This is a genomic window from Flavobacterium flevense (assembly GCF_900142775.1).
Classification (GTDB): domain Bacteria; phylum Bacteroidota; class Bacteroidia; order Flavobacteriales; family Flavobacteriaceae; genus Flavobacterium; species Flavobacterium flevense.
The window spans coordinates 84,907-104,294 of record NZ_FRCC01000010.1 but is presented as its reverse complement, the minus strand read 5'-3'; the positions used below and the strand labels follow the sequence as shown (position 1 = coordinate 104,294).

The window sequence follows — 19,388 nt, the reverse complement described above, 5'->3', positions numbered from 1 at the left end:
CCTTAACTTAATGACATCGCCCGTTAGGTGTAATTAGTTTTTGATAATTACACCTAACGGAAAAAATACTTACATAAATATAATGGAAGAGCTACAACAGAAAATTTTTTATTAACTGTTGTGGCTCTGGGATTTATTCTATTTTATTTAGGTTTATTTCACTTTATTCTGATTCGAATTGGGTTTCAATTCGTCAGGACTGTCTTTAGTATAGTTTTGAAATTGCTCTTTTGAAGAACTTACAAAAATATCCTGGATCAAATCAAGAGTCAGTTGATTTTTAGGATTGAACTGATCTGAATTCATATAATTTTGCAGCGAGAAAAACAATTCTCTTGAAGCTGGTTTATCCTGAACTTCTGGTCCTAAATCAGCACTACTAACTATAATTTTTCCTTTTCCAACCTGTGCTTCAAAAACCAAAGCCAATCGGCGATTCATAAACCAGGTATCAATAGGTTGAATCAACGGACGAAAATCAGCCGGAAAATCTTCTAAATTCATCACCTGAGCACGGTTTTGAATATCCCACCACTGTAAATCACTATGGAAGCTAGTTGGAAAATCAGCAAAAGCGGGACTTTTATCCTGAATCAACATTCCTGTAACATGCGGCGGACGCATTTTAAACCAAGAGGTATTCCAGAAAACGGGTAGAAAATGCATTTCTACTTCTTTCCCTTTCACCACTTTTCCTGATGCATTCAAAAACACCTTTCCACCATTATTCAGTACTTCTTTTGCTTTTGCATCTAACACATTTGTATAATAAACAGAAGAAGAAATTTCAGGTTTTCTATTTGGATACACCCAAAAATCCCAATCGTTAGCAAAATCAGTACCATCCACTTTTACTTCTAATTTTAGTTGTGAAGCTGCTGTTATTTCGCTCAAAGCAAAATCAATATTGCCTGCAAAAATTCCATTTTCATTTTCGAATGTTTTAGGATCGAATTTTCCGGAAGAAACAGTTGCTCCTTTTTCGTTTTTAATGGTCCAACTCATGACTGCATTTTGCAATGGCGTTTTACCCGAGTGAAAAAGAACGATTTCAGCCTTAAAAGTTTCGTCATTAGTATAAACAAATTTTGGAATCTTAGCCAAAGGAACTGTTGAATTAGTAAATCTCGAATATTCTTTAGCTGTAACATATCCTTTTTCCTGAAAAAAAGCATCCAGCACTCCTACAAGAGCTGTTCCCTGACCTGGAAAATCTTGTAAGCCTAGTGCTTGAAAACCAGCATAACCTGGCGTTCTTAACATTTTTTCAATTTCGCCTTTATAACATAAAACCTGTAATTTTCCGGAAGCATTCAGGAAGTCTTGAGACTGATCGGCCATATTATGATCAGCTAAATCCTGACGGAACATCTCAAAGTTTTTAGCTCTGTAAACTCCTGTGTATTTTTGAATTTCTTCGAAATTTGGAAAAACACAATACTGACCAATTTCGTGAGCCACAAAGGGAACTTTAAACGGTGCAATTCCGGCACTAAAATCCGATTCGGTTTCAGGCATTTTTTTCCATTCTAAACCTCTTACACCACCACGTGACTGATATTCTGCATTAGGAACTACAGGCCAGCTTCCTCCTACTGACATTCCTGTATAGACTCTTCTGCTATCTTTTGCTTTCCAAAAATCAACAAAAGCATTCAAATATTTCACCTGATTTCCTGCTGGCTCATTTCCAGCTGATAACATAGTAAAAGAAGCATAATTGCCATATTCTTTAGCCATTCTGGTTGTTTCATCATACAAAAACTGATCAATTGGCTGACCCAATCCTATTTTAGGACCATGATTAGGCCAACTTGGTCCTTCCGGCTGTAAATAAAATCCAACAATATCAGCTGCAATAAAAGCAGCTTCCGGTGGACACCACGAATGAAAACGAACGTGATTTAATCCATAGGATTTGATTTTTCGAAAAATTTTCTCCCAGGCATCTACTGTAGTTGCGGGATAACCCGTCAAAGGAAATTCACAGTTATGCAAAGTTCCTCTCAAAAAAACAGGATTTCCATTGATTAAAAATCGGTTTCCTTCAATTTTGAATTCACGCATTCCAAACTGAACTTCTTTATTGTTTTCTATTCCTTTCCCAACCAAACTTACATCCAAATGATACAAAGCAGGATCAAATTCGTCCCAGCTCAGCATTCCTTTTCCAAATGGCAAATCCAGTTCAATAGTTTTAGAATCTGATTGAGCTACGACTATTTTACTCTCTATTTCCTTCGTTTTATCCGATTTAGAACTGTTGAAACTCTTTGCTGAAATCGCTATTTTTCCGCTAAAAATAGTTGGAGTACTATTATTGATTGTAATTTTTACTCGCGCTTTTCTGTTTTTTACATCCGGATAAATTTGTACATCATCTATATAAACGGGAGCAATTGCTTCCAAAGCTATTTTACCAATAATCCCGTTCCAGTTTCCCTGTGTATGATCAGTAATACTGTGCGAATCAGGCCCTACATTTAGTTCTTTGATACTGTTGTCTATTCGAATAGAAATACGCTGTTTGCCTTCCGTCAAATAAGACGTTAAATCATACACATGCGGTGCTACTAAAGAGTTTTGCAATCCTACTTCTTTATCATTTACCCAAACTCTGGTTTCGATATGTGTTCTTTCTAAATGAAGAATAATGCGTTTGCCTTTCCATTTGGCAGGAATATTCACTTCTTTTTGGTACCACGCAGCTCCAACATAATGTTTTGCCGGTGTCAGCCAAAAAGGAATGTGAATATTTCCCGGTTGACGGTATTTTTTTAAACTGGGTCTGAAATAAAAGGAACTGTCATAAATAGATCCTGTCCATTTGGTTTTCAGTGTAATTTCATCTCCCTTCAAAAATTCAGCCATCGAACCCGGTAACTTGATATTATCCGAAAGATTTCTGTTATACCATTTTCCGGTAATTCCTTCGTCATTTCGATCAATTTCAAAATGCCAATTGCCATCCAAATTGATTACTTCGTCTTTTCCTTTAAAACTGCTTAAAGAAAATAGAATTGCCAAAAAGAAACAGACGTAATTTAATTTTTTCATTAGATTATATTTATTTTTTAATTGTAAATGAGCTTGGTTTAATATAAAAACGATAAGTTTTTACATTTCCATTGGTACTTTTATCTGTACGGGGCAGGTATTTAAATCCTTTAATTTTAACGGTCTCTTCCATGTTTACAACAAGCTGATGCGGATGTGGCGTTTTTGAAACGGTCCAAGCAGTCGACCAAAAAGTAGACTCCTGTTGGTCGAATATTTTTTCAGCCGAATAATTTCCTACCGAGACTTCTTCGCTATCTGCATACGCAATTTTCCATTTAGAACGATTGACTGGCAAACCATCGGCGCCAATTAATTCCATTTCAGCAATACTGCTGCTGGTATCTTTAGGATTGTGAGAATTTAAGGCTTCAAAACAAAAATACTGCCCTTCGAATTCTTTTTCGAAAATGACTTCTTTCCAACCCTGACCACTGCTTAACTCTCCTTCATAAGCCGGAGTTTCAGCAGATAAATCCAAAGTTTCACCTTTTTTACGGTGCAAAAGCGATTCGTCTACTACAATTTTGTCTAAAACTGGAACCGTTACTCCTGCAACCTGAGCTTGTTTTGGAGCTTCTAAATCAAGAATGATAATCTCATTTTTTCCTTTTTTCAACCAACATCCAGGCATAAACAAGGTTTGTTGTGGTCCAATTTTCCAATAACGACCCAAATTATAGCCATTTACCCAAACCATTCCTTTACCCCATGAACTCATATCGATATAAGTATCGCCTACAGCATTCAATTCGAAAGTAGCTCTGTACCAGGCTGGACCATTGGCTTTGGTTTTTTTGAATTTCATTTTCTTCTGAAAATCATAATCAACCGGAAAATTAAAAACTTCCCAATTAGTCAGATTAGTAGCGGTGGAACCCACCAACATTTCTACTTTTTCAGTAATTCCTTTGCGGTCAATAATCGTTTTTCCATAATTAACCCGCCCCAAAGCATCTACTAAAATATCCAGAACATCGCCTTTTTTTGCTGCAGGTATTTTTAGGGTGTTCTGATCTTTACGACGATCTAAATTTCCTATCAGTTTTCCATTGACATAAATAGCTGCCCAATCATGCAAATCTGTAATTTTTATATCAAATGAAGTGGCACTTTCCGGTAATTTAGTACGATACAAAATGCGTCCCCAACCCTGGTCAAAATTTTCCATCGGTTGGATTAATTCCGATTTATTGGCTTTTGGAAGATTTTCAAAAAGCGATGCCGATTCATTAAATGTAATCTTAGGAATCGAAATCACCAGATAATTGGCTGGCGGTTCCGGAATGGTTTCACCCGGATTCAGATAATTTTTCATTAAATCACGCACCGCATAAAACTTGTCTGTAGGTTGTCCCGCTTCATTAATGGGAGCATTGTAATCATAAGAAGAAACCATCGCACCAAAAGGAGGTGAATTTGCTCCGCCCCATTGTCCAAAAGAAGTTCCACCATGCGCCATATACAAACTAAAAGATATATTGCGATCCAGCATGTCTTTTAAACTGCCTATAAAACTGCTGATGGATCGGGTTTCATGCGCTCTACCCCAATAATCAAACCAACCCGTCCAATATTCGCTGCACATAAGCGGCGCTTTCGGATAAATTTCTTTATACTTTTCAAACTGTTTGTCAATATTCGAACCAGCACCAAAATTTAATGCAGTGTAAACTCCCTCGACATCGTATTTGAAGAAATTAGAACTCCAGTCGCAACGGAACAATTGAACCTTGTCAAATCCTGAAGCACGAACAGCATCTTTAATTTGGTTCATATAACCCACATCATTCCCAAAAACACCATATTCATTTTCGACCTGAACCATGATGATATTTCCGCCATTTTGAATTTGGTACGGAGCCAATTGTTTCCCTACTTCTTTCAAATATTTTAAAGAACGTTCCATAAAATAGGAATCATTAGACGTTCGCACCTGAAGATCTTTCTTTTTCAATAACCACCAAGGCAAACCGCCCATATCCCATTCTGCACAAACATAAGGTCCGGGACGAACCACACAATACATTCCGTTTTTTTGAACGAGTCTCACAAATTCGGCTACGTCTTTTTGACCTGTAAAATCAAATTGATCCGGTTGTTGCTCGTGAAAATTCCAAAAAAGATAAATACAAATGGTATTCATCCCCATGGCTTTACACATTTGAATGCGTTGTTCCCAATATTCACGCGGAATTCGGGGAAAATGGATTTCACCAGCACGCACTAGAAATGGTTTTCCGTTCAATAGAAATGTTTTTTCTCCAGCCTCAAAAGTTCCGGCTTTTCCAGCAATTTGCGCTTGAGTTGCCAAGGTCATTAAAAAAGCAATAGCGAGAATTATTTTTGATATTTTCATATATTAATAGTAATCTTTTTTTTTCAAAAATACATTTACCTTGTAGTAAACCCAAATTAAATATCCTTATTTTCAGATTACTTTCAGTTTCTTAGATTAGATATTAATTCATTATCCAATGGCGGCTATTTTGAATCAGCCAAATTTGATGTTTGATGAAAATATATATTTACTTAAACTCAACATCCACCTTATATTCAACTGAAATTTGAGGCTGTTTTACTTCCAGAAAGCTTTTTTTATCACTAAAATCAGGTACTACTTTTTTGTCCAGATAACTCAAATAGGGAGCGTCTTTTTGCATTGGCATAAAATAAAAATACATATCTGTTGTTTTTAAAGCTTCCTGATATCTTTTTAAACCTATTGTCCAGGGCTTGCTGGTATAAAGATCGTCTGTTTGCAGCTCACCATTCATCATACAAATTCCACGATCGCCACGGTAATCAAAAGTGATGAAAACATCATTTACTTTCGATAAATCAAGACTGCCCGCTTTTAGCACAAAATGACTGTTATCAGCCTGAATCAATTGAATACCGGCAGCTGCTTTAGGTACACTCACTTTCCAAGTGCTGATATTTTTAATTGCTGATTTACCTTTCGTCACTTTTCCATCCACAGAAGTGACATTGGCGGAAGCCGGAAAAGTATAAAAATCAATTTGTTCCTGATTATTACTAACCAACGTTATTTTTCCGGTATCATCTAATACTACTGCCTCACTTACCACTAATTTTTGATTATTATTTTCACCTATCAAATATGCTTTTTCTGCTTCACTTTTGGGTAAAACTAAAAATGAAACGTCGTTTATTTCGAAAGTATTTGTTTTTCCTGCTGCACAAACTACAACAGTGTTTCCATTTCTAATTAATGTTTTAATCCCATTTACCTTTACTATTCCTTTAAGAACAATTTCAGGAGCAATACCATCAATAGAAACCATCACATTGTACTTTTTATTCGTATTTGTAAAACGGCAAAACGGCTGTACCGTTGCCATACGAATCGCAATCCCGTCATAATTAACATTAAAAGGAAAAATCGCCGAACTGCCCGATTTTAATGTAAAAGTTCCTGTCTGAGGAAAAGTTATTGCACCTGATTGGGTAGCAATATCAATTTTTAAATCTTTTAAATCTTTCGTTTCTAAATGATCCTGAAAATTGTGCATGAACAAATAACCTTTGTCGCCATCTCCTCTTACAGCATAACGCAAAGTACTAGTATCAGTAGCTTTGATACTGTCATTAGTCGAAGGCAATATTGGGTATAAAGGTGCTAAATCGTTACCATAGCTTTTCAAAAAGTAATTCATCAATTTTAAAGGATAATAGCCGCTGCTTACATTTCCAAATTCGCCAATTGGAGCCTGATAATCATACGATTTATTATGAAGTCCCGCTCCTTCGGTAAAAAAATAATTCCCAATAGAAGGTGTAGTTCCCCCATGATACATGTAAAACCCAAGTCCGTTAGTTCCACTTCCCACCGTACGAACCATCATAGGCAGGAAACTTTCTCCCAAAACACGTGGACGTCTGGAGTAAGTGACTGCCATTCCGGTTCCTAATTCTGCCGCCAATGATGGGTATAAATTGACATCATAACTTACAGGAGCATAATCCGGTTGCTGATGGATATTTTTAAACAAGTAAAATGGTGACGGACTGTTTCCAGCGGTCCAGAACGGATAGGCATAACCCGCCATAACTGGAATTGAACCTTTTTCGACAATCGTGGCATAACCCCAACCTGTCGCAGTATAAATAGGTGCTACTAAGCCCGCATCAATAGCCAGTTTCTTAAGCGTTTTCATGTGGTCTTTCCCTACATCGGCAAACTCATTCCCCATAGTATTGACACCCACACCATCCTGAATAATCTTTTTATCGCGTCCTGCGACAGTGCGTTCTTTAGGAGCATCCTGATACGTAAATCCCCAAGGCGCTGTTGAATGCTGGTATTCATTTTCTAATTGTACCCCAATAATAGGACCGTTATCTTTAAACAGCAATCCTTTCAGTTGTTTGCCAATTTCCTGATACAATCGGTTTACATAATACAAATACACCTGATCGTTGCTTCTTACATCAATAGGACGACCATACAACCAATCCGGTAAACCACCGTTACGGATTTCGCCATGAGCAAAAGGTCCAATACGCATGATAACTTCTAAACCATTTTTAGCACATAGTTCTGTGAATTTTCGAACATTCAAATCGGCTGTCCAATCAAATTTACCTTCTTTGAATTCGTGCATGTTCCAAAAAACATACGTTGCTACAACGGTAATTCCACCAGCTTTCATCTTTTTCAGCTGCTCATCCCAATATTGATGCGGATAACGACTGAAATGAAACTCCCCAATAACCGGAATAAAAGGTTTGCCATTTCGCTCCAGATAAAAACTATTTACTTCAATTTTGTCACCTTTAGCATTGCTTCCACCTAGATCAAGATGACCTCGTTTTACATCGGTTTTGACTTTGGTTATATCAATCGAATAATTATTTTGAGCTGATAATGAAACCGAAACAAATAGAAAAACTCCAATTATTGCATTAAATTTTGTGATTTTCATTTTTATAAATTTTGAAATTTTGCCGAATGTACCTGAACTCCCTGATGGTTTACATCCATTTTTGCAGCTTCCGCTAAATGTGTTTTGGCTGTAGCCAAATTATCTAATCCATAATTTCCCAATCCAAGCATGTAATGACAATGGATTTTATTTCGGAAAGTCAAATCATCTTCCCAAATTAATAAGTCTGGTAAAGAAACAGCAAAATAATCCAATTTTATGGTTTCGTTTAAATGTTTTTCTCCAAAAGCAATCAAAGAATCAAAACGTTGTTGGGCTTCGGTTCCCCGGTTTAATTTCAATAATGCTAATCCCTGATAAAATATTTTGTCCGGTTTTTGATCATTATAGAAAATGGCTGCCGCAGGTTCTGTATTTCCGTCTTTGGCTAATTCCCAATACTTTCGAGCTTCATCCAATTGTTCCAAACCTTCATAAGCACAACCCAACCAATAATGGAAGTCATTTTCCTGTGCGCCATATAATTTTCCTTCACCCAAATTATGCGGATATTCCAGGCATTCGTTCAATAACTGAATAGCTTCTTTGTATTCTTTTTTATCCAAATGTTGTTTCGCCAATTCGACTCTTGCTAATTGATATTGTGCCGGAACTTTTCCTTCGCCACCTTCCCATGGATGAAAAATACGATTATCAATTAGAGTAATTGCTTTGGCATAATCCCCTAACTGGTTACACAATGTAACGTATTCAAGATAAACATCATCACGCTGTTGTACCAGATTAAAATGTTTATCTAAAAATGCTAATCGCTCTGCGTGTGGTTTGCAAAGACGCTTGTACAATTGATCCAGTTCCATCAAGATGCGGGAATCAGTAGTATCCAATGAAAAGGCTTTTTCCAGATATTCAACGGCTTTTTCTTCCTGTTGCAATTTATTAAAATACGCTAACGAAAGATTTCTCACCACCGTAGGGAATGTGCCGTCAATTGTAACCGACTTTTCCCAACACGCAATCGCTTCCGGATATTGGCGTTTGTCATACCATAAATTCCCTAAATAATAAGGTGCTTTGGAATCGCTTGGATTGATTTTCTGTGCTGTTTCTAATGCTGAAATAGCTTCCAAACGATTAGGGAAACAATATTCCGGTGCATGACTTGCCGCTGCTTCAAATGCTGCTTTAGCATCTTTGTTGGCTAAATGCAATGCCCACCCCATGTAGTAATACGTCATGGGTGTTGTTGGACAAACTTTGATTCCTTCTTCCAACAACAAAACAGCTTCATCGTACATTCCTGCTGCGATATAATCCAGTGCTACCACTTCATAATTATGAATTTCGCCACGCATCAATCGATTCATTTCTTCCAAAGCAGCAACCGAATTTGAAATCAAGTATTCTTCAAAACGACATCCAAAATTGAACAAATCTATTTTCAAAGAATCTTCAATCAGTGTTAAAGCTTCTTTTTCTCTTCCTGATTTTCTTAAAATAGCCGTTTTCAACGTACGTGCTTTGTGATTGTGCCAGTTGCGGCTTAAAGATTTATCAACTTCATAAAGCGCATCAGTCAAATTATCCTGAACACAAGAAATTTGTGCACAACCAAAATAGCCAGCATCCTGCATGGCAGCATTCCAACAGGATTTATAAAATGCAGCGTAGGCTTCTTTATTTTTTCCCTGATACTGCAATGCTAATCCTAAATTGTAACGTGGTTCTCCGTCATACGGATTTGGGTTGCGTTGCAATTGGGTATCAATAGCCGCTTGGAAATACTTTTCCGATTCGGCAAATTTCCCACGACGCAGCAACCAAAGTCCCATTGCATTATTATTTCTCACATCAGATGGATCTCGTTTCAGGGCTTCCTGATAATAATCCGTAGCAACATAAGTAGCATGACGGTATTGTTCTAAATGCAATCCTGTAAGATACAATTGCTCACAAGTAGGCGTTTCTTCAGGAGAAAAAGCCGGTTTTGCAGCTTCAGGAGTTTCCTTTGCTTCTTGTTCTTCCGCTTTAATACTTAACAATTCTCTGCCTTTTTCAGAGTAAACGACTAACTTTAAATCAATCAGACTAATGTCACCAACTGAGATTTCGTGTTCGAAAACCTGCTCCGGACTTAAATCCAATATTTCTTCGAAAAAACCTTCGAGCACTACTCTGGCTTTTTTATGTAATGAAGTAGCAAAAATCTTTACAATAGCTTTATCGCCATCCTTATCCATATTTAAAAGCAAATCCTGTGAAGCATTTTTCACTACACCCAGTTCGCGATACGGCAGAAAATATTGGGTGAATGTTTTTTCCTCATAAGGTTGCATCCAGCTAAAATCGGGCTGATTATCCGTATAAACTCCTGCCATCAATTCGATGTAAGGACCGTCTTCATCAGTAAGATTTCTGTCCCAGGCTTTTCCAAAATCGCCATTTCCCCAGGTCCATTGCTTTTTTCCCGGCGAAATATGATGATTGGCCACATGAAGAACACCAGCTTTAGTGTCATTCTCATAACCTCCTACGAAGTTAAAATCCGAATTGATAGCCATATAAGAAGTAGGAACTGGGATATTTTTATAATTCGAAATATCAACTCCAGCCGAATAATCTATTTTATAATACGTTCCTGTTGCAATTGGGAATGTGGAAACATCACGTTTTCCATGGTCAAAAACGGCATGTACATCCGGCGGAAAAACCGATTGATAATGTTCGTTCACCGCCACAGCAGGATTTGCCCACCACAGGAATGTTTGGGGAACAGGCATTGGATTATACAGTTTTCCTTTGATTTCTAAATAGGCTTTTCCGGGATGTAACGTAAATCCTGCCATCCCTTTTTGATGGAACATCTTTTCGTTTTCGCTTACCCAAACGGTAATACTGCCATCGGCATTGTTTTCAATAGTATAATCTACTGGTAAAAAAGTACTCGGACGGTGGTGTTGTGGCCAGTTGAATTCGATACCGCCCGAAATCCATGGTCCTGTAAGTCCTACAAGAGCCGGTTTAATCACCTGATTGTAATAAATAAAATGACGCTGTTTTATTTTGTCATACGCCATTTGCACACGACCGCCTAACTCAGGCAAAATCATCACCTTGATATATTCATTTTCCAGATAAACTGCCTGATAGCTTTTATCTTTTTTTTCATCTTCAATTTTCTCCACCACAGGATACGGATAAACTACCCCACTACTTCCCTGATAAACCCTTTTTTCAAGAAAAATAGGATTTTTTTCGGCTTTACCAATTTCGTATGTAGGGATAATTACCTCCTCTTGCCAAGCTTTAACACTCATCATTTTATATTTTAAAATTATATTTTTTTTGCCACAGATATTTTTCTTTTAATAAATCTCATGAATTAATTCACCAATTCACTTTCAATTTCTTCTAGTGATTTCCCTTTGGTTTCAGGTAATTTTTTCAGGACAAATAAAAATCCGATAACACATATTCCGGCATACAACCAAAATGTACCTGCAGCACCAAATCCTTCATTTAAAAGTGGAAAAGTATAAGTAAGAATAAAACAAGCAATCCATAAAGTAAAAGTGGCCAATGCCATTGCAGCTCCCCGAATTCGATTAGGGAAAATTTCAGAGAGAATTACCCAGGTGATAGGTGCCAGTGACATCGCATACACTCCAATACCTAAAACTACTATGGACAATACGGCGATTCCTTTCAACTCAAAATAAAAGGCACCACCAAGAAGAATATAGCTAAGGGCTAATCCTGCCGATCCCAGAAGCATGAGTTTTTTACGTCCCCATTTATCGACTGTAAACATCGCAACAAGGGTAAAAATTAAATTCACACTTCCTGTAATTACAATATTAAAAAGGGTATCGCTTACACCATAGCCTGCTGCAGTAAATATCTCATCGGCATAATTAAAAACAATATTGATCCCGCACCATTGTTGAAAAACGGCCAGCACAATTCCAAGAAGGAGTACTTTTCGATACTTAAAATTAAACAAAGCCTTAAAATCAACTTTTTCAGCTACATCATCTAAGGTTGCTTTTATATTTTGAATTTCAATCTGAGCATATTCATCTCCTCCAATTTTCTTTAAAGTAGGATATGCCTTTTCTGTTTTTCCGGCTTTAATGAGCCAACGAGGACTTTCAGGAACGAAAAAGATAAAAATAAAAAAAGCGACTGCCGGAACAACTTCTGCCCAAAACATCCAGCGCCATCCCAGAGTTCCATTCCAGGAATTTCTAATAAAAGTATCCGTGGCATCAACAGGTACCTCTTCTGCAATAAGAATATTAATAATTTGGGCAGCCAAAATTCCAATTACAATGGTCATTTGGTTCAATGAAACCAAGCGTCCCCGGTATTTAGAAGGAGAAATTTCAGCAATATACATGGGTGAAAGTGCCGATGCTAATCCAATTCCCAATCCGCCTATAATTCTGTAAACAATAAAAACAGTATAAGTATCGGCAATACCGGTACCAAAAGCTGAAACGGTAAACAAAAATGCCGAAAGTAATAAAGGCCATTTTCGACCAAATTTATCACTAATAACACCCGAAATTACAGCTCCAACAATACAACCTATTAAAGCCGAACTCATAGCCCAGGCTTGTAAATTAGCAGAAGTAGTGATGTCGAAAAAGCGTTCATAAAAAGGTTTTGCTCCTCCTATTACCACCCAGTCGTAACCAAAAAGCAATCCTCCCATGGCTGAAACCATCGAAATAGCAAATAAATAGAAATTGTTAAATTGTTTAGTTTGAGTTGTCATAAAAATTATATTGGTATTGAATTAATAGCAAAACAAAAATACAGTTACGAATCGATTTACAAATGGATTATAAATTGAAATAAATGGACTATCTTACGACCTTAAATCAATTTACATCGAAATAGTACATTTATAATGAATAATCTAACGAAACCAAAAATAAAAGAAGGCTTTCTGGGGCAGAATATGGTGGTTTTATCTTCTGATCAAAAAGAAAAAATACATACTCATCCGTTTGTCCATCATCTTTTTCCGGATGCTATAGGTTATTTTCCAAATGCTAAATACCACAGCCGTTCCCGAAAAAACGGAACAAAAGAATATATTTTTCTTTACTGTCTTGAAGGAGAAGGCTGGATTAAAATGAATGGAAAGACCCTCAGGCTTACTCCAAACACTGCTTTTATTATTCCCGAAAACACAGGACATAAATACGGAAGTTCCTTAAAAGAGGCCTGGAGTATTTATTGGATTCATTTTTCAGGAGATTATGCAGCTACCTTTTACAAACGTTTTTCGGCATTAGCTGATGAAGCCGTCAAAATTGCTTTTGATGAAAACCGAATTACCCAACTCAATGAAATTATCCAACTTTTAGAAAGTGATCTTAGCGATGAAAAAATGGAACTTACTCATTTTAGACTCACAACGTTTTTAAGTTCTTTGTGTTATGTAAACACTTTAGAAAATACTATTGAAGATAAAATAAGTCTTTCGGTCTCTTTTATGAAAACGCATTTGAACGAAAGTTTAACTATCGAAATATTAGCCCATCAGGCTTGCTATTCCATCTCCAGATATTCGGAACTATTCAAACAAAAAACTGGCTATTCTCCCATTCAATTCTTTATTCGGTTAAAAATACAAAAGTCCTGTGAATACCTCAATTTCACCAATCTCAACATCAAAGAAATATGCAAAGAAGTAGGTTTCGACGATCCTTATTACTTTTCCCGAATGTTTAAAAAACAAATTGGTATTTCACCGATGCAATATAAAAAAGTACATCACTAATACCCTTCCAATTTTAATTGGTAAAGCGGGAACGCTGTGAGTTTTGAAAATTATAATTATACAATTAAAACTCTTAATTCTATAAAAAAGCAGCTATTCATTCTCCTAAATTTGTTTAATTACACTGTTAAGCAATAGATTATGATTTTAGAAGCTTTTATTCAAATCCTGATTTCTTCGTTGGTTGCAACCTCTGTAATGACACTTTTTAGTTATATCATTTCAGAAAGTTTCAGAGAACTATACAAAGAACCCGTTTTACTGAGCTATTGCCTTACTACCTTAGTAATTTCATTATCTGCAAAAACTAAAAATATATTAGGCTGGATTATTCATTATGCAATTGGTTTTTTATTTGTCTTAGGCTATTATTTAATCTGGGAAAACGAAATCATGAATAAAACCTGGACCGCTGCCTTAATTTTAGGAGCAATAAGCGGAATAATAGGTATTGCAAGTTGGGTCATTATTTTTAAAATCAGTGATTATAAACCTAAAATTGATTTTAAAGGATATTACCTCCAACTCTTTTTCGTGCATGTTATTTTCGGACTGTCTGCATTTACTGTTTATACACTTTTCTAATTTTAAAAATATAAAGTATGTCATTAAGTAAATACAATCAAAAACGTGATTTTGAACAAACAAAAGAACCAAAAGGTAAAATAGAAAAGTCAGAAAAAGACTTGCTGTTTGTGGTACAAAAACATGCGGCTTCTCATTTACATTATGATTTCAGATTAGAATTAAATGGTGTTTTACTAAGTTGGGCAGTACCCAAAGGGCCTTCTATGAATCCGGAAATAAAGCGTTTGGCGATGATGGTCGAGGATCATCCGTACAGTTATAAAGATTTTGAAGGTACTATTCCGGCGGGAAATTACGGAGCAGGAAATGTCATTGTATGGGATAATGGTACTTATACTCCTGCTGAGGATACGGCATCACCCCAAAAAACACTAACAGAAAATTTAAAAAAGGGACGTTTAAGTTTTATTTTAAAAGGTAAAAAATTAAAAGGGGAATTTTCCTTAGTGAAACTAAAAGGGAAACAGGAAAATGCCTGGCTGTTAATCAAAAAAAATGATAAATATGCTTCTGAATCGGATATTTTGCTCAAAAACAAATCGGTTATTTCCAAAAAAACATTAGAAGATTTAGAAAAGAAAGCAGAAAAGAAAACCTCAACTGCTGCTCCCAAAAAAAAGAAAACAATCAAAAAAGCTGTTGCCAAATCAGAAGCTGCTGTTTTTATAAAACCAATGTTAGCCAGCATTACCGAAAAACCTTTTGACGACGAAGATTGGGTATTCGAAAATAAATATGATGGCTACAGGACTATTGCCGTTCTTAATCCGGGTGAAGTAAAATTATGGAGCAGAAATCAGCTTTCTTTTACTGCTAATTTCGAACCTCTTATTCCTGAATTAGAAAAAATAAATCATACCGCTGTTTTAGACGGCGAAGTGGTGGTAGAAAACAGTAAAGGAAAAGCCAGTTTTCAGCTGCTTCAAAATTATCTAAAAACAGGCAAAGGAAATTTGAAATATTATGTATTTGATATTTTGAATCTGGATGGTAACAGTACCGTAAAACTAACTTTACTGGAGCGTAAAGAACTGCTTAAAATGCTGCTTGATAAGCACAAATTATCTAATGTTTTTTACTCCGAACACACCGTAGGTGATGGAATTAAAGAATTTGAAAAAGCGATTAAAAATCAAAGTGAGGGCATTATAGCTAAAAAAGCAGATAGTAATTACCTAATTGGTAAAAGAAGCAACGATTGGCTGAAAATAAAAATTGTACAACAGGAAGAAGCGATTATCATTGGGCTAACAGAACCAAAAAAATCCAGGCAGCATTTTGGCGCTTTGCTTTTAGGGCAATACAATGGTAAAAAATTACAGTTTATAGGGAAATGTGGTAGCGGTTTTAGTGATGCAACCTTAAAAGAATTGTATGAAACACTACAGCCTTATTTTACCAGTGAAGCTGCAGTGACTGAAAAATTAGCGTTGCGGGACAGCATTCAATGGGTAGAACCAAAACTGGTATGTCAGGTGAAATTTACCGAATGGACCGATGATTTGCATTTGAGACATCCCGTTTATCTGGGATTACGAACGGATAAAAAGGCTTCGGAAGTTCTTTTATCTTCAAAAAATAAAACAACAGCACCTAATACCGTAATTATGGATAAATCTAATGAAACACCGGAAACGAAAAAGGATTATGATTTAAAAATTGGAAAAATAACTTTGCATTTAACCAATCAAAATAAGATATATTTTCCGGATGATGGGATTACTAAAGGAGATATTGTACAGTATTACAATGAAGTAGCCGATTTAATTTTGCCTTATCTCAAAAATCGTCCGCAGTCAATGAATCGTTTTCCAAACGGCATCAATGCTTCCGGATTTTATCAGAAAGATGTGGATGTAGATAAGATTCCGTCGTGGTTAAAAACAGAAAAAGTATATTCAGAATCGAATGACAAACACCTGGATTACCTTATTTGTAATAATAAAGAAACCTTGTTGTATATGGCTAATCTGGGCTGTATTGACATTAATCCGTGGAATTCAACTATAAAAAAACCGGAAAATCCTGATTGGCTGGTAATTGATATTGATCCGGCAAAAGATAAATTTGAAGATGTTATAAAAACAGCTCTTACCGTTAAAGAGGTCATGGATGAACTGGAATCCGATTGTTATTGTAAAACTTCCGGGGCTACAGGATTGCATGTTTATATGCCGTTAGGAGCTAAATACAATTATGATCAGGTTAAAATGTTAGCCGAACTCTTAGCAATAGAAATTCAGCAACGACTGCCTGCTATTACTTCTCTGGAAAGAACTATCAAAAAAAGAAATCACAAAATTTATGTGGATTATTTGCAAAACCGCCGTGGGCAAACTCTGGCAGCACCTTATGCTGTACGTCCTGTTAAAGGAGCGTGTGTATCTACTCCACTAGAGTGGCATGAGGTTAACGCTAAACTCCATCCTTCTCAATTTACCATAAAAAACGTATTGCAACGTTTTGAGAAAAAAGGGGATTTGTGGCGTCCGGTTCTTGGAAAAGGAATAAATATCAAAAAGATTTTGGCATTATTGGAAAACAGAAAAAAAGATTAAGATGATTTTTTACTTTCCAGACTGGCTTTAAGCATACTCATTAAATCATCACTTTGTTTGTGCACTACTTTTAATTTTGGTGCAGTCTGTTTTTTGCCTTTGGCTTTGTTCTTGATTATTTTTAGAAGTTTGGCGGTGTATTCATCTTTAAAACTACTAATATCAAACTTTTCGGTAAGCTGATCAATTAGTTTTGTGGCCATGTCCATTTCTTTGGTTTTTCGTTTGGCAACAGCCGGTACTTTTAATTCAGATGTTTCTCTGATTTCCTGAGCAAAACGGATTCTGTTTAACAGAATAACATTTTTATAAGGTTTTAATATCGCTAAACTTTCTTTATTGCGCAAAACAAAACTGGTTACTCCTACTTTTCCTGACTTCTCTAATGCGTCACGCAACAAACCATAAGCTTTCATTGCTCCTTTATCAGGTTCCAGATAATAAGGCTGTTCATAATAAATACTTTCTATTTCTTTTTCGAAAGCAAAACTCTGAATGTCAATCGTTTTAGTTTTTACGGCATCGGCAGCTTCAAAATCCTTATCTTCCAGAATGATATATTTATCTTCCAGTTTGTATCCTTTTACAATATTAGAATACGTCACTTCCTTGCCGGTATTCTCATTCACGCGTTTGAATTTAATATTAGCATGATCTTTTTTGTCTAACATATCCATATCCAGACTACTTTCCTGTACTGCTGAAAAGATCTTGATAGGAATATTAATCAAACCAAAACTTATTGAACCTGTCCAGATTGCTCTCATACTGCTCCATTTTAGATACAGCAAGATCAAAAAAAACAAGCTTATTTAGCTTATAAAATTATAATAGAAGCTTACAATATTATGTGCTGCTTTTAATAGCATGAATGTCTTTTTTTAATTCTAAAAACATAGATTTGAAACTTTCTATATCATTAGTTTCATATTTTTTATCACTTCTTCCAATGTTGCATTCGTATTCCCAAATTTCCAGAATATCAGATACTTTTACTTCATAATTAGGATAAAAACTATTATCTGATTCTAAAACCAAAGCATTTTTTTTATTTTTATTCAGACGCTTATACACCATTCCTTCGCTTTTTGTAATCAGAATATAGGTTTTTCCGTCCTGTACTTCTCCTAAATTTTCTACATAACGACCAATAATGATACTTCCATCTTCATGTGGCGGCATAGAATCCCCTTCGATAGGAAATCCGCGATGTTTTCCAGGTCCTAAAAAAGGAAGCGAAATTTGCTGTAAATTTTCAATGTATTCGGGGTCAGCATAGCCGTTTAAATAACCTGCTTTTACTTTTTGTGTAACTACTTCTATGAAATTCTCTCCGGCCTGATCTACCTGAATGGGCAAAATCAATCGGTTATTTTCCAGTTTTAATAAATCCTGAATGTCAATTTTACGTACATCTACAGAGAGTAACAAATCAATACTGATATGAAAATAATGGGCTATTTTCTTTAAAATATCATACGGAGCTTCGGAAGTTCCATCTTCATATTTAACATATCTGCCTCGGGTGATTTGTAAACTCTGGGCGAGTCTTTCCTGAGAAATTTTATCTTTTGTTCGAAGCGCTCTGATATTATCTGAAAATAAAGACATAATAACATTGTTATGATTTGTAACATCAAATATAATGATTTTTGTTATAATCTGTATTATTTTTGGTGATGCCAAAATAAAATTTATTTTCTAATGAAACTTTTTAACGATACTGAACTGTTTTTCTCAGGACAGCGGGGTAAAATTATTTATGATTTGCCGGATACAGAACTCATTTTGATTGATAATTTCTTTTCTAAAGAAGAATCAGACCGCTATTATGATCTTTTACTTCACCAGACAGCATGGAGGGAATATGAAATGGAAATTTTTGATAAAACGGTCAAAGCTCCCAGAATGATTGCGTGGTATGAGGACAAAGAAAATGCAGCTGCTACTGAGAATGTTCCTGACTGGACACCTGAACTTTTAAAAATCAGAAACAGGGTAGAAAAACAAACAGCGCTTGACTTTAATAGTGTGTTGCTTAATTTATATCGAAATGGCAACGACAGTGTGGCCTGGCATAGTGATAAAGAAGGTAATTCGGGTCCCAATCCAGTGATTGCATCGGTAACTTTTGGAGAAACAAGAATGTTTAAACTGCGTCATAAATTTCGAAAAGATATTGCACCGCTTGAAATTCCGCTACATCATGGTACTTTTTTACTTATGGGCGGAACTACTAACAGTTTCTGGCAACATCATGTTCCTAAAACGTCCAAAGAGGTATTACCAAGAATTAATTTAACTTTCAGAAGAGTCAAACGCAAGAAGTAATCGGCTGTTTTTAAACTTCATTAAAATGCAAATGAGCTCCATTCGCCACAGATAAAAATAGACCGCAGATTCACAGATTTTTTTATTATAAATCTGTGAATCTGCGGTAAAATTTTTTAGGTCGTTTTTAATCTATGTAATGAGACAAAA

11 protein-coding genes are annotated in these 19,388 nt (G+C 35.8%); 4 read left to right on the top strand and 7 right to left on the bottom strand.

Annotation, left to right across the window (positions count from 1 at the left end):
• Positions 1 to 153: 153 nt before the first annotated feature.
• From BUB89_RS15440 to BUB89_RS15420, 5 genes are all read right to left on the bottom strand, one after another.
• Positions 154 to 3,057 (bottom strand): exo-beta-1,4-galactosidase, encoded by a 2,904-nt coding sequence (locus tag BUB89_RS15440; protein ID WP_073246632.1) that lies wholly within the window; start codon positions 3,055 to 3,057, stop codon positions 154 to 156.
• Positions 3,058 to 3,067: 10 nt separating this feature from the next.
• Positions 3,068 to 5,416 (bottom strand): beta-galactosidase, encoded by a 2,349-nt coding sequence (locus tag BUB89_RS15435; protein ID WP_073246630.1) that lies wholly within the window; start codon positions 5,414 to 5,416, stop codon positions 3,068 to 3,070.
• Positions 5,417 to 5,585: 169 nt separating this feature from the next.
• Positions 5,586 to 8,006, bottom strand: coding sequence for a beta-galactosidase (locus BUB89_RS15430; protein WP_073246628.1), 2,421 nt, complete (start codon positions 8,004 to 8,006; stop codon positions 5,586 to 5,588).
• Positions 8,007 to 8,008: 2 nt separating this feature from the next.
• Positions 8,009 to 11,287, bottom strand: coding sequence for a DUF5107 domain-containing protein (locus tag BUB89_RS15425; protein ID WP_073246626.1), 3,279 nt, complete (start codon positions 11,285 to 11,287; stop codon positions 8,009 to 8,011).
• 62 nt (positions 11,288 to 11,349) lie between these two features.
• On the bottom strand, positions 11,350 to 12,747 hold the full coding sequence (locus BUB89_RS15420; RefSeq protein ID WP_073246624.1) for a sugar porter family MFS transporter: 1,398 nt from the start codon (positions 12,745 to 12,747) through the stop codon (positions 11,350 to 11,352).
• A 135-nt stretch (positions 12,748 to 12,882) separates the two neighbouring features.
• On the opposite strand from BUB89_RS15420, the gene BUB89_RS15415 reads away from it, so the two are divergent.
• The 3 genes from BUB89_RS15415 to ligD all read left to right on the top strand — a co-directional run bounded on the left by BUB89_RS15415 (position 12,883) and on the right by ligD (position 16,907).
• Positions 12,883 to 13,761 carry an AraC family transcriptional regulator gene (locus tag BUB89_RS15415; RefSeq protein WP_073246622.1) on the top strand — a complete coding sequence of 293 codons (879 nt, stop codon included), beginning with the start codon at positions 12,883 to 12,885 and terminating at the stop codon, positions 13,759 to 13,761.
• Positions 13,762 to 13,902: 141 nt separating this feature from the next.
• The gene (locus BUB89_RS15410; protein ID WP_073246620.1) at positions 13,903 to 14,346 is read left to right on the top strand and encodes a hypothetical protein; all 444 of its coding nucleotides are present in this window, start codon (positions 13,903 to 13,905) and stop codon (positions 14,344 to 14,346) included.
• A gap of 17 nt (positions 14,347 to 14,363) precedes the next feature.
• The gene (gene ligD, locus BUB89_RS15405) at positions 14,364 to 16,907 is read left to right on the top strand and encodes a DNA ligase D (RefSeq protein ID WP_073246616.1); all 2,544 of its coding nucleotides are present in this window, start codon (positions 14,364 to 14,366) and stop codon (positions 16,905 to 16,907) included.
• Here the strand turns inward: ligD and ku are convergent.
• Both ku and BUB89_RS15395 read right to left on the bottom strand, forming a co-directional pair.
• A complete protein-coding gene (gene ku, locus BUB89_RS15400; protein WP_073246614.1) occupies positions 16,904 to 17,674 on the bottom strand; it encodes a non-homologous end joining protein Ku in 771 nt (256 codons plus the stop codon). The genes ligD and ku overlap by 4 nt on opposite strands.
• 79 nt (positions 17,675 to 17,753) lie before the next feature.
• Positions 17,754 to 18,518: an XRE family transcriptional regulator gene (locus tag BUB89_RS15395; RefSeq protein ID WP_073246612.1), complete on the bottom strand. Its 765-nt coding sequence runs from the start codon at positions 18,516 to 18,518 to the stop codon at positions 17,754 to 17,756.
• Between the two features lie 93 nt (positions 18,519 to 18,611).
• On the opposite strand from BUB89_RS15395, the gene BUB89_RS15390 reads away from it, so the two are divergent.
• Positions 18,612 to 19,238 carry an alpha-ketoglutarate-dependent dioxygenase AlkB family protein gene (locus BUB89_RS15390; RefSeq protein WP_073246610.1) on the top strand — a complete coding sequence of 209 codons (627 nt, stop codon included), beginning with the start codon at positions 18,612 to 18,614 and terminating at the stop codon, positions 19,236 to 19,238.
• Positions 19,239 to 19,388: the final 150 nt, after the last annotated feature.

What these genes read in the sequence shown, in the direction of transcription:
- BUB89_RS15440 (WP_073246632.1), bottom strand. Translation starts at nt 3,057, where the DNA reads ATGAAAAAATTAAATTACGTCTGTTTCTTTTTGGCAATTCTATTTTCT.
- BUB89_RS15435 (WP_073246630.1), bottom strand. Translation starts at nt 5,416, where the DNA reads ATGAAAATATCAAAAATAATTCTCGCTATTGCTTTTTTAATGACCTTG.
- BUB89_RS15430 (WP_073246628.1), bottom strand. Translation starts at nt 8,006, where the DNA reads ATGAAAATCACAAAATTTAATGCAATAATTGGAGTTTTTCTATTTGTT.
- BUB89_RS15425 (WP_073246626.1), bottom strand. Translation starts at nt 11,287, where the DNA reads ATGATGAGTGTTAAAGCTTGGCAAGAGGAGGTAATTATCCCTACATAC.
- BUB89_RS15420 (WP_073246624.1), bottom strand. Translation starts at nt 12,747, where the DNA reads ATGACAACTCAAACTAAACAATTTAACAATTTCTATTTATTTGCTATT.
- BUB89_RS15415 (WP_073246622.1), top strand. Translation starts at nt 12,883, where the DNA reads ATGAATAATCTAACGAAACCAAAAATAAAAGAAGGCTTTCTGGGGCAG.
- BUB89_RS15410 (WP_073246620.1), top strand. Translation starts at nt 13,903, where the DNA reads ATGATTTTAGAAGCTTTTATTCAAATCCTGATTTCTTCGTTGGTTGCA.
- ligD (WP_073246616.1), top strand. Translation starts at nt 14,364, where the DNA reads ATGTCATTAAGTAAATACAATCAAAAACGTGATTTTGAACAAACAAAA.
- ku (WP_073246614.1), bottom strand. Translation starts at nt 17,674, where the DNA reads ATGAGAGCAATCTGGACAGGTTCAATAAGTTTTGGTTTGATTAATATT.
- BUB89_RS15395 (WP_073246612.1), bottom strand. Translation starts at nt 18,518, where the DNA reads ATGTCTTTATTTTCAGATAATATCAGAGCGCTTCGAACAAAAGATAAA.
- BUB89_RS15390 (WP_073246610.1), top strand. Translation starts at nt 18,612, where the DNA reads ATGAAACTTTTTAACGATACTGAACTGTTTTTCTCAGGACAGCGGGGT.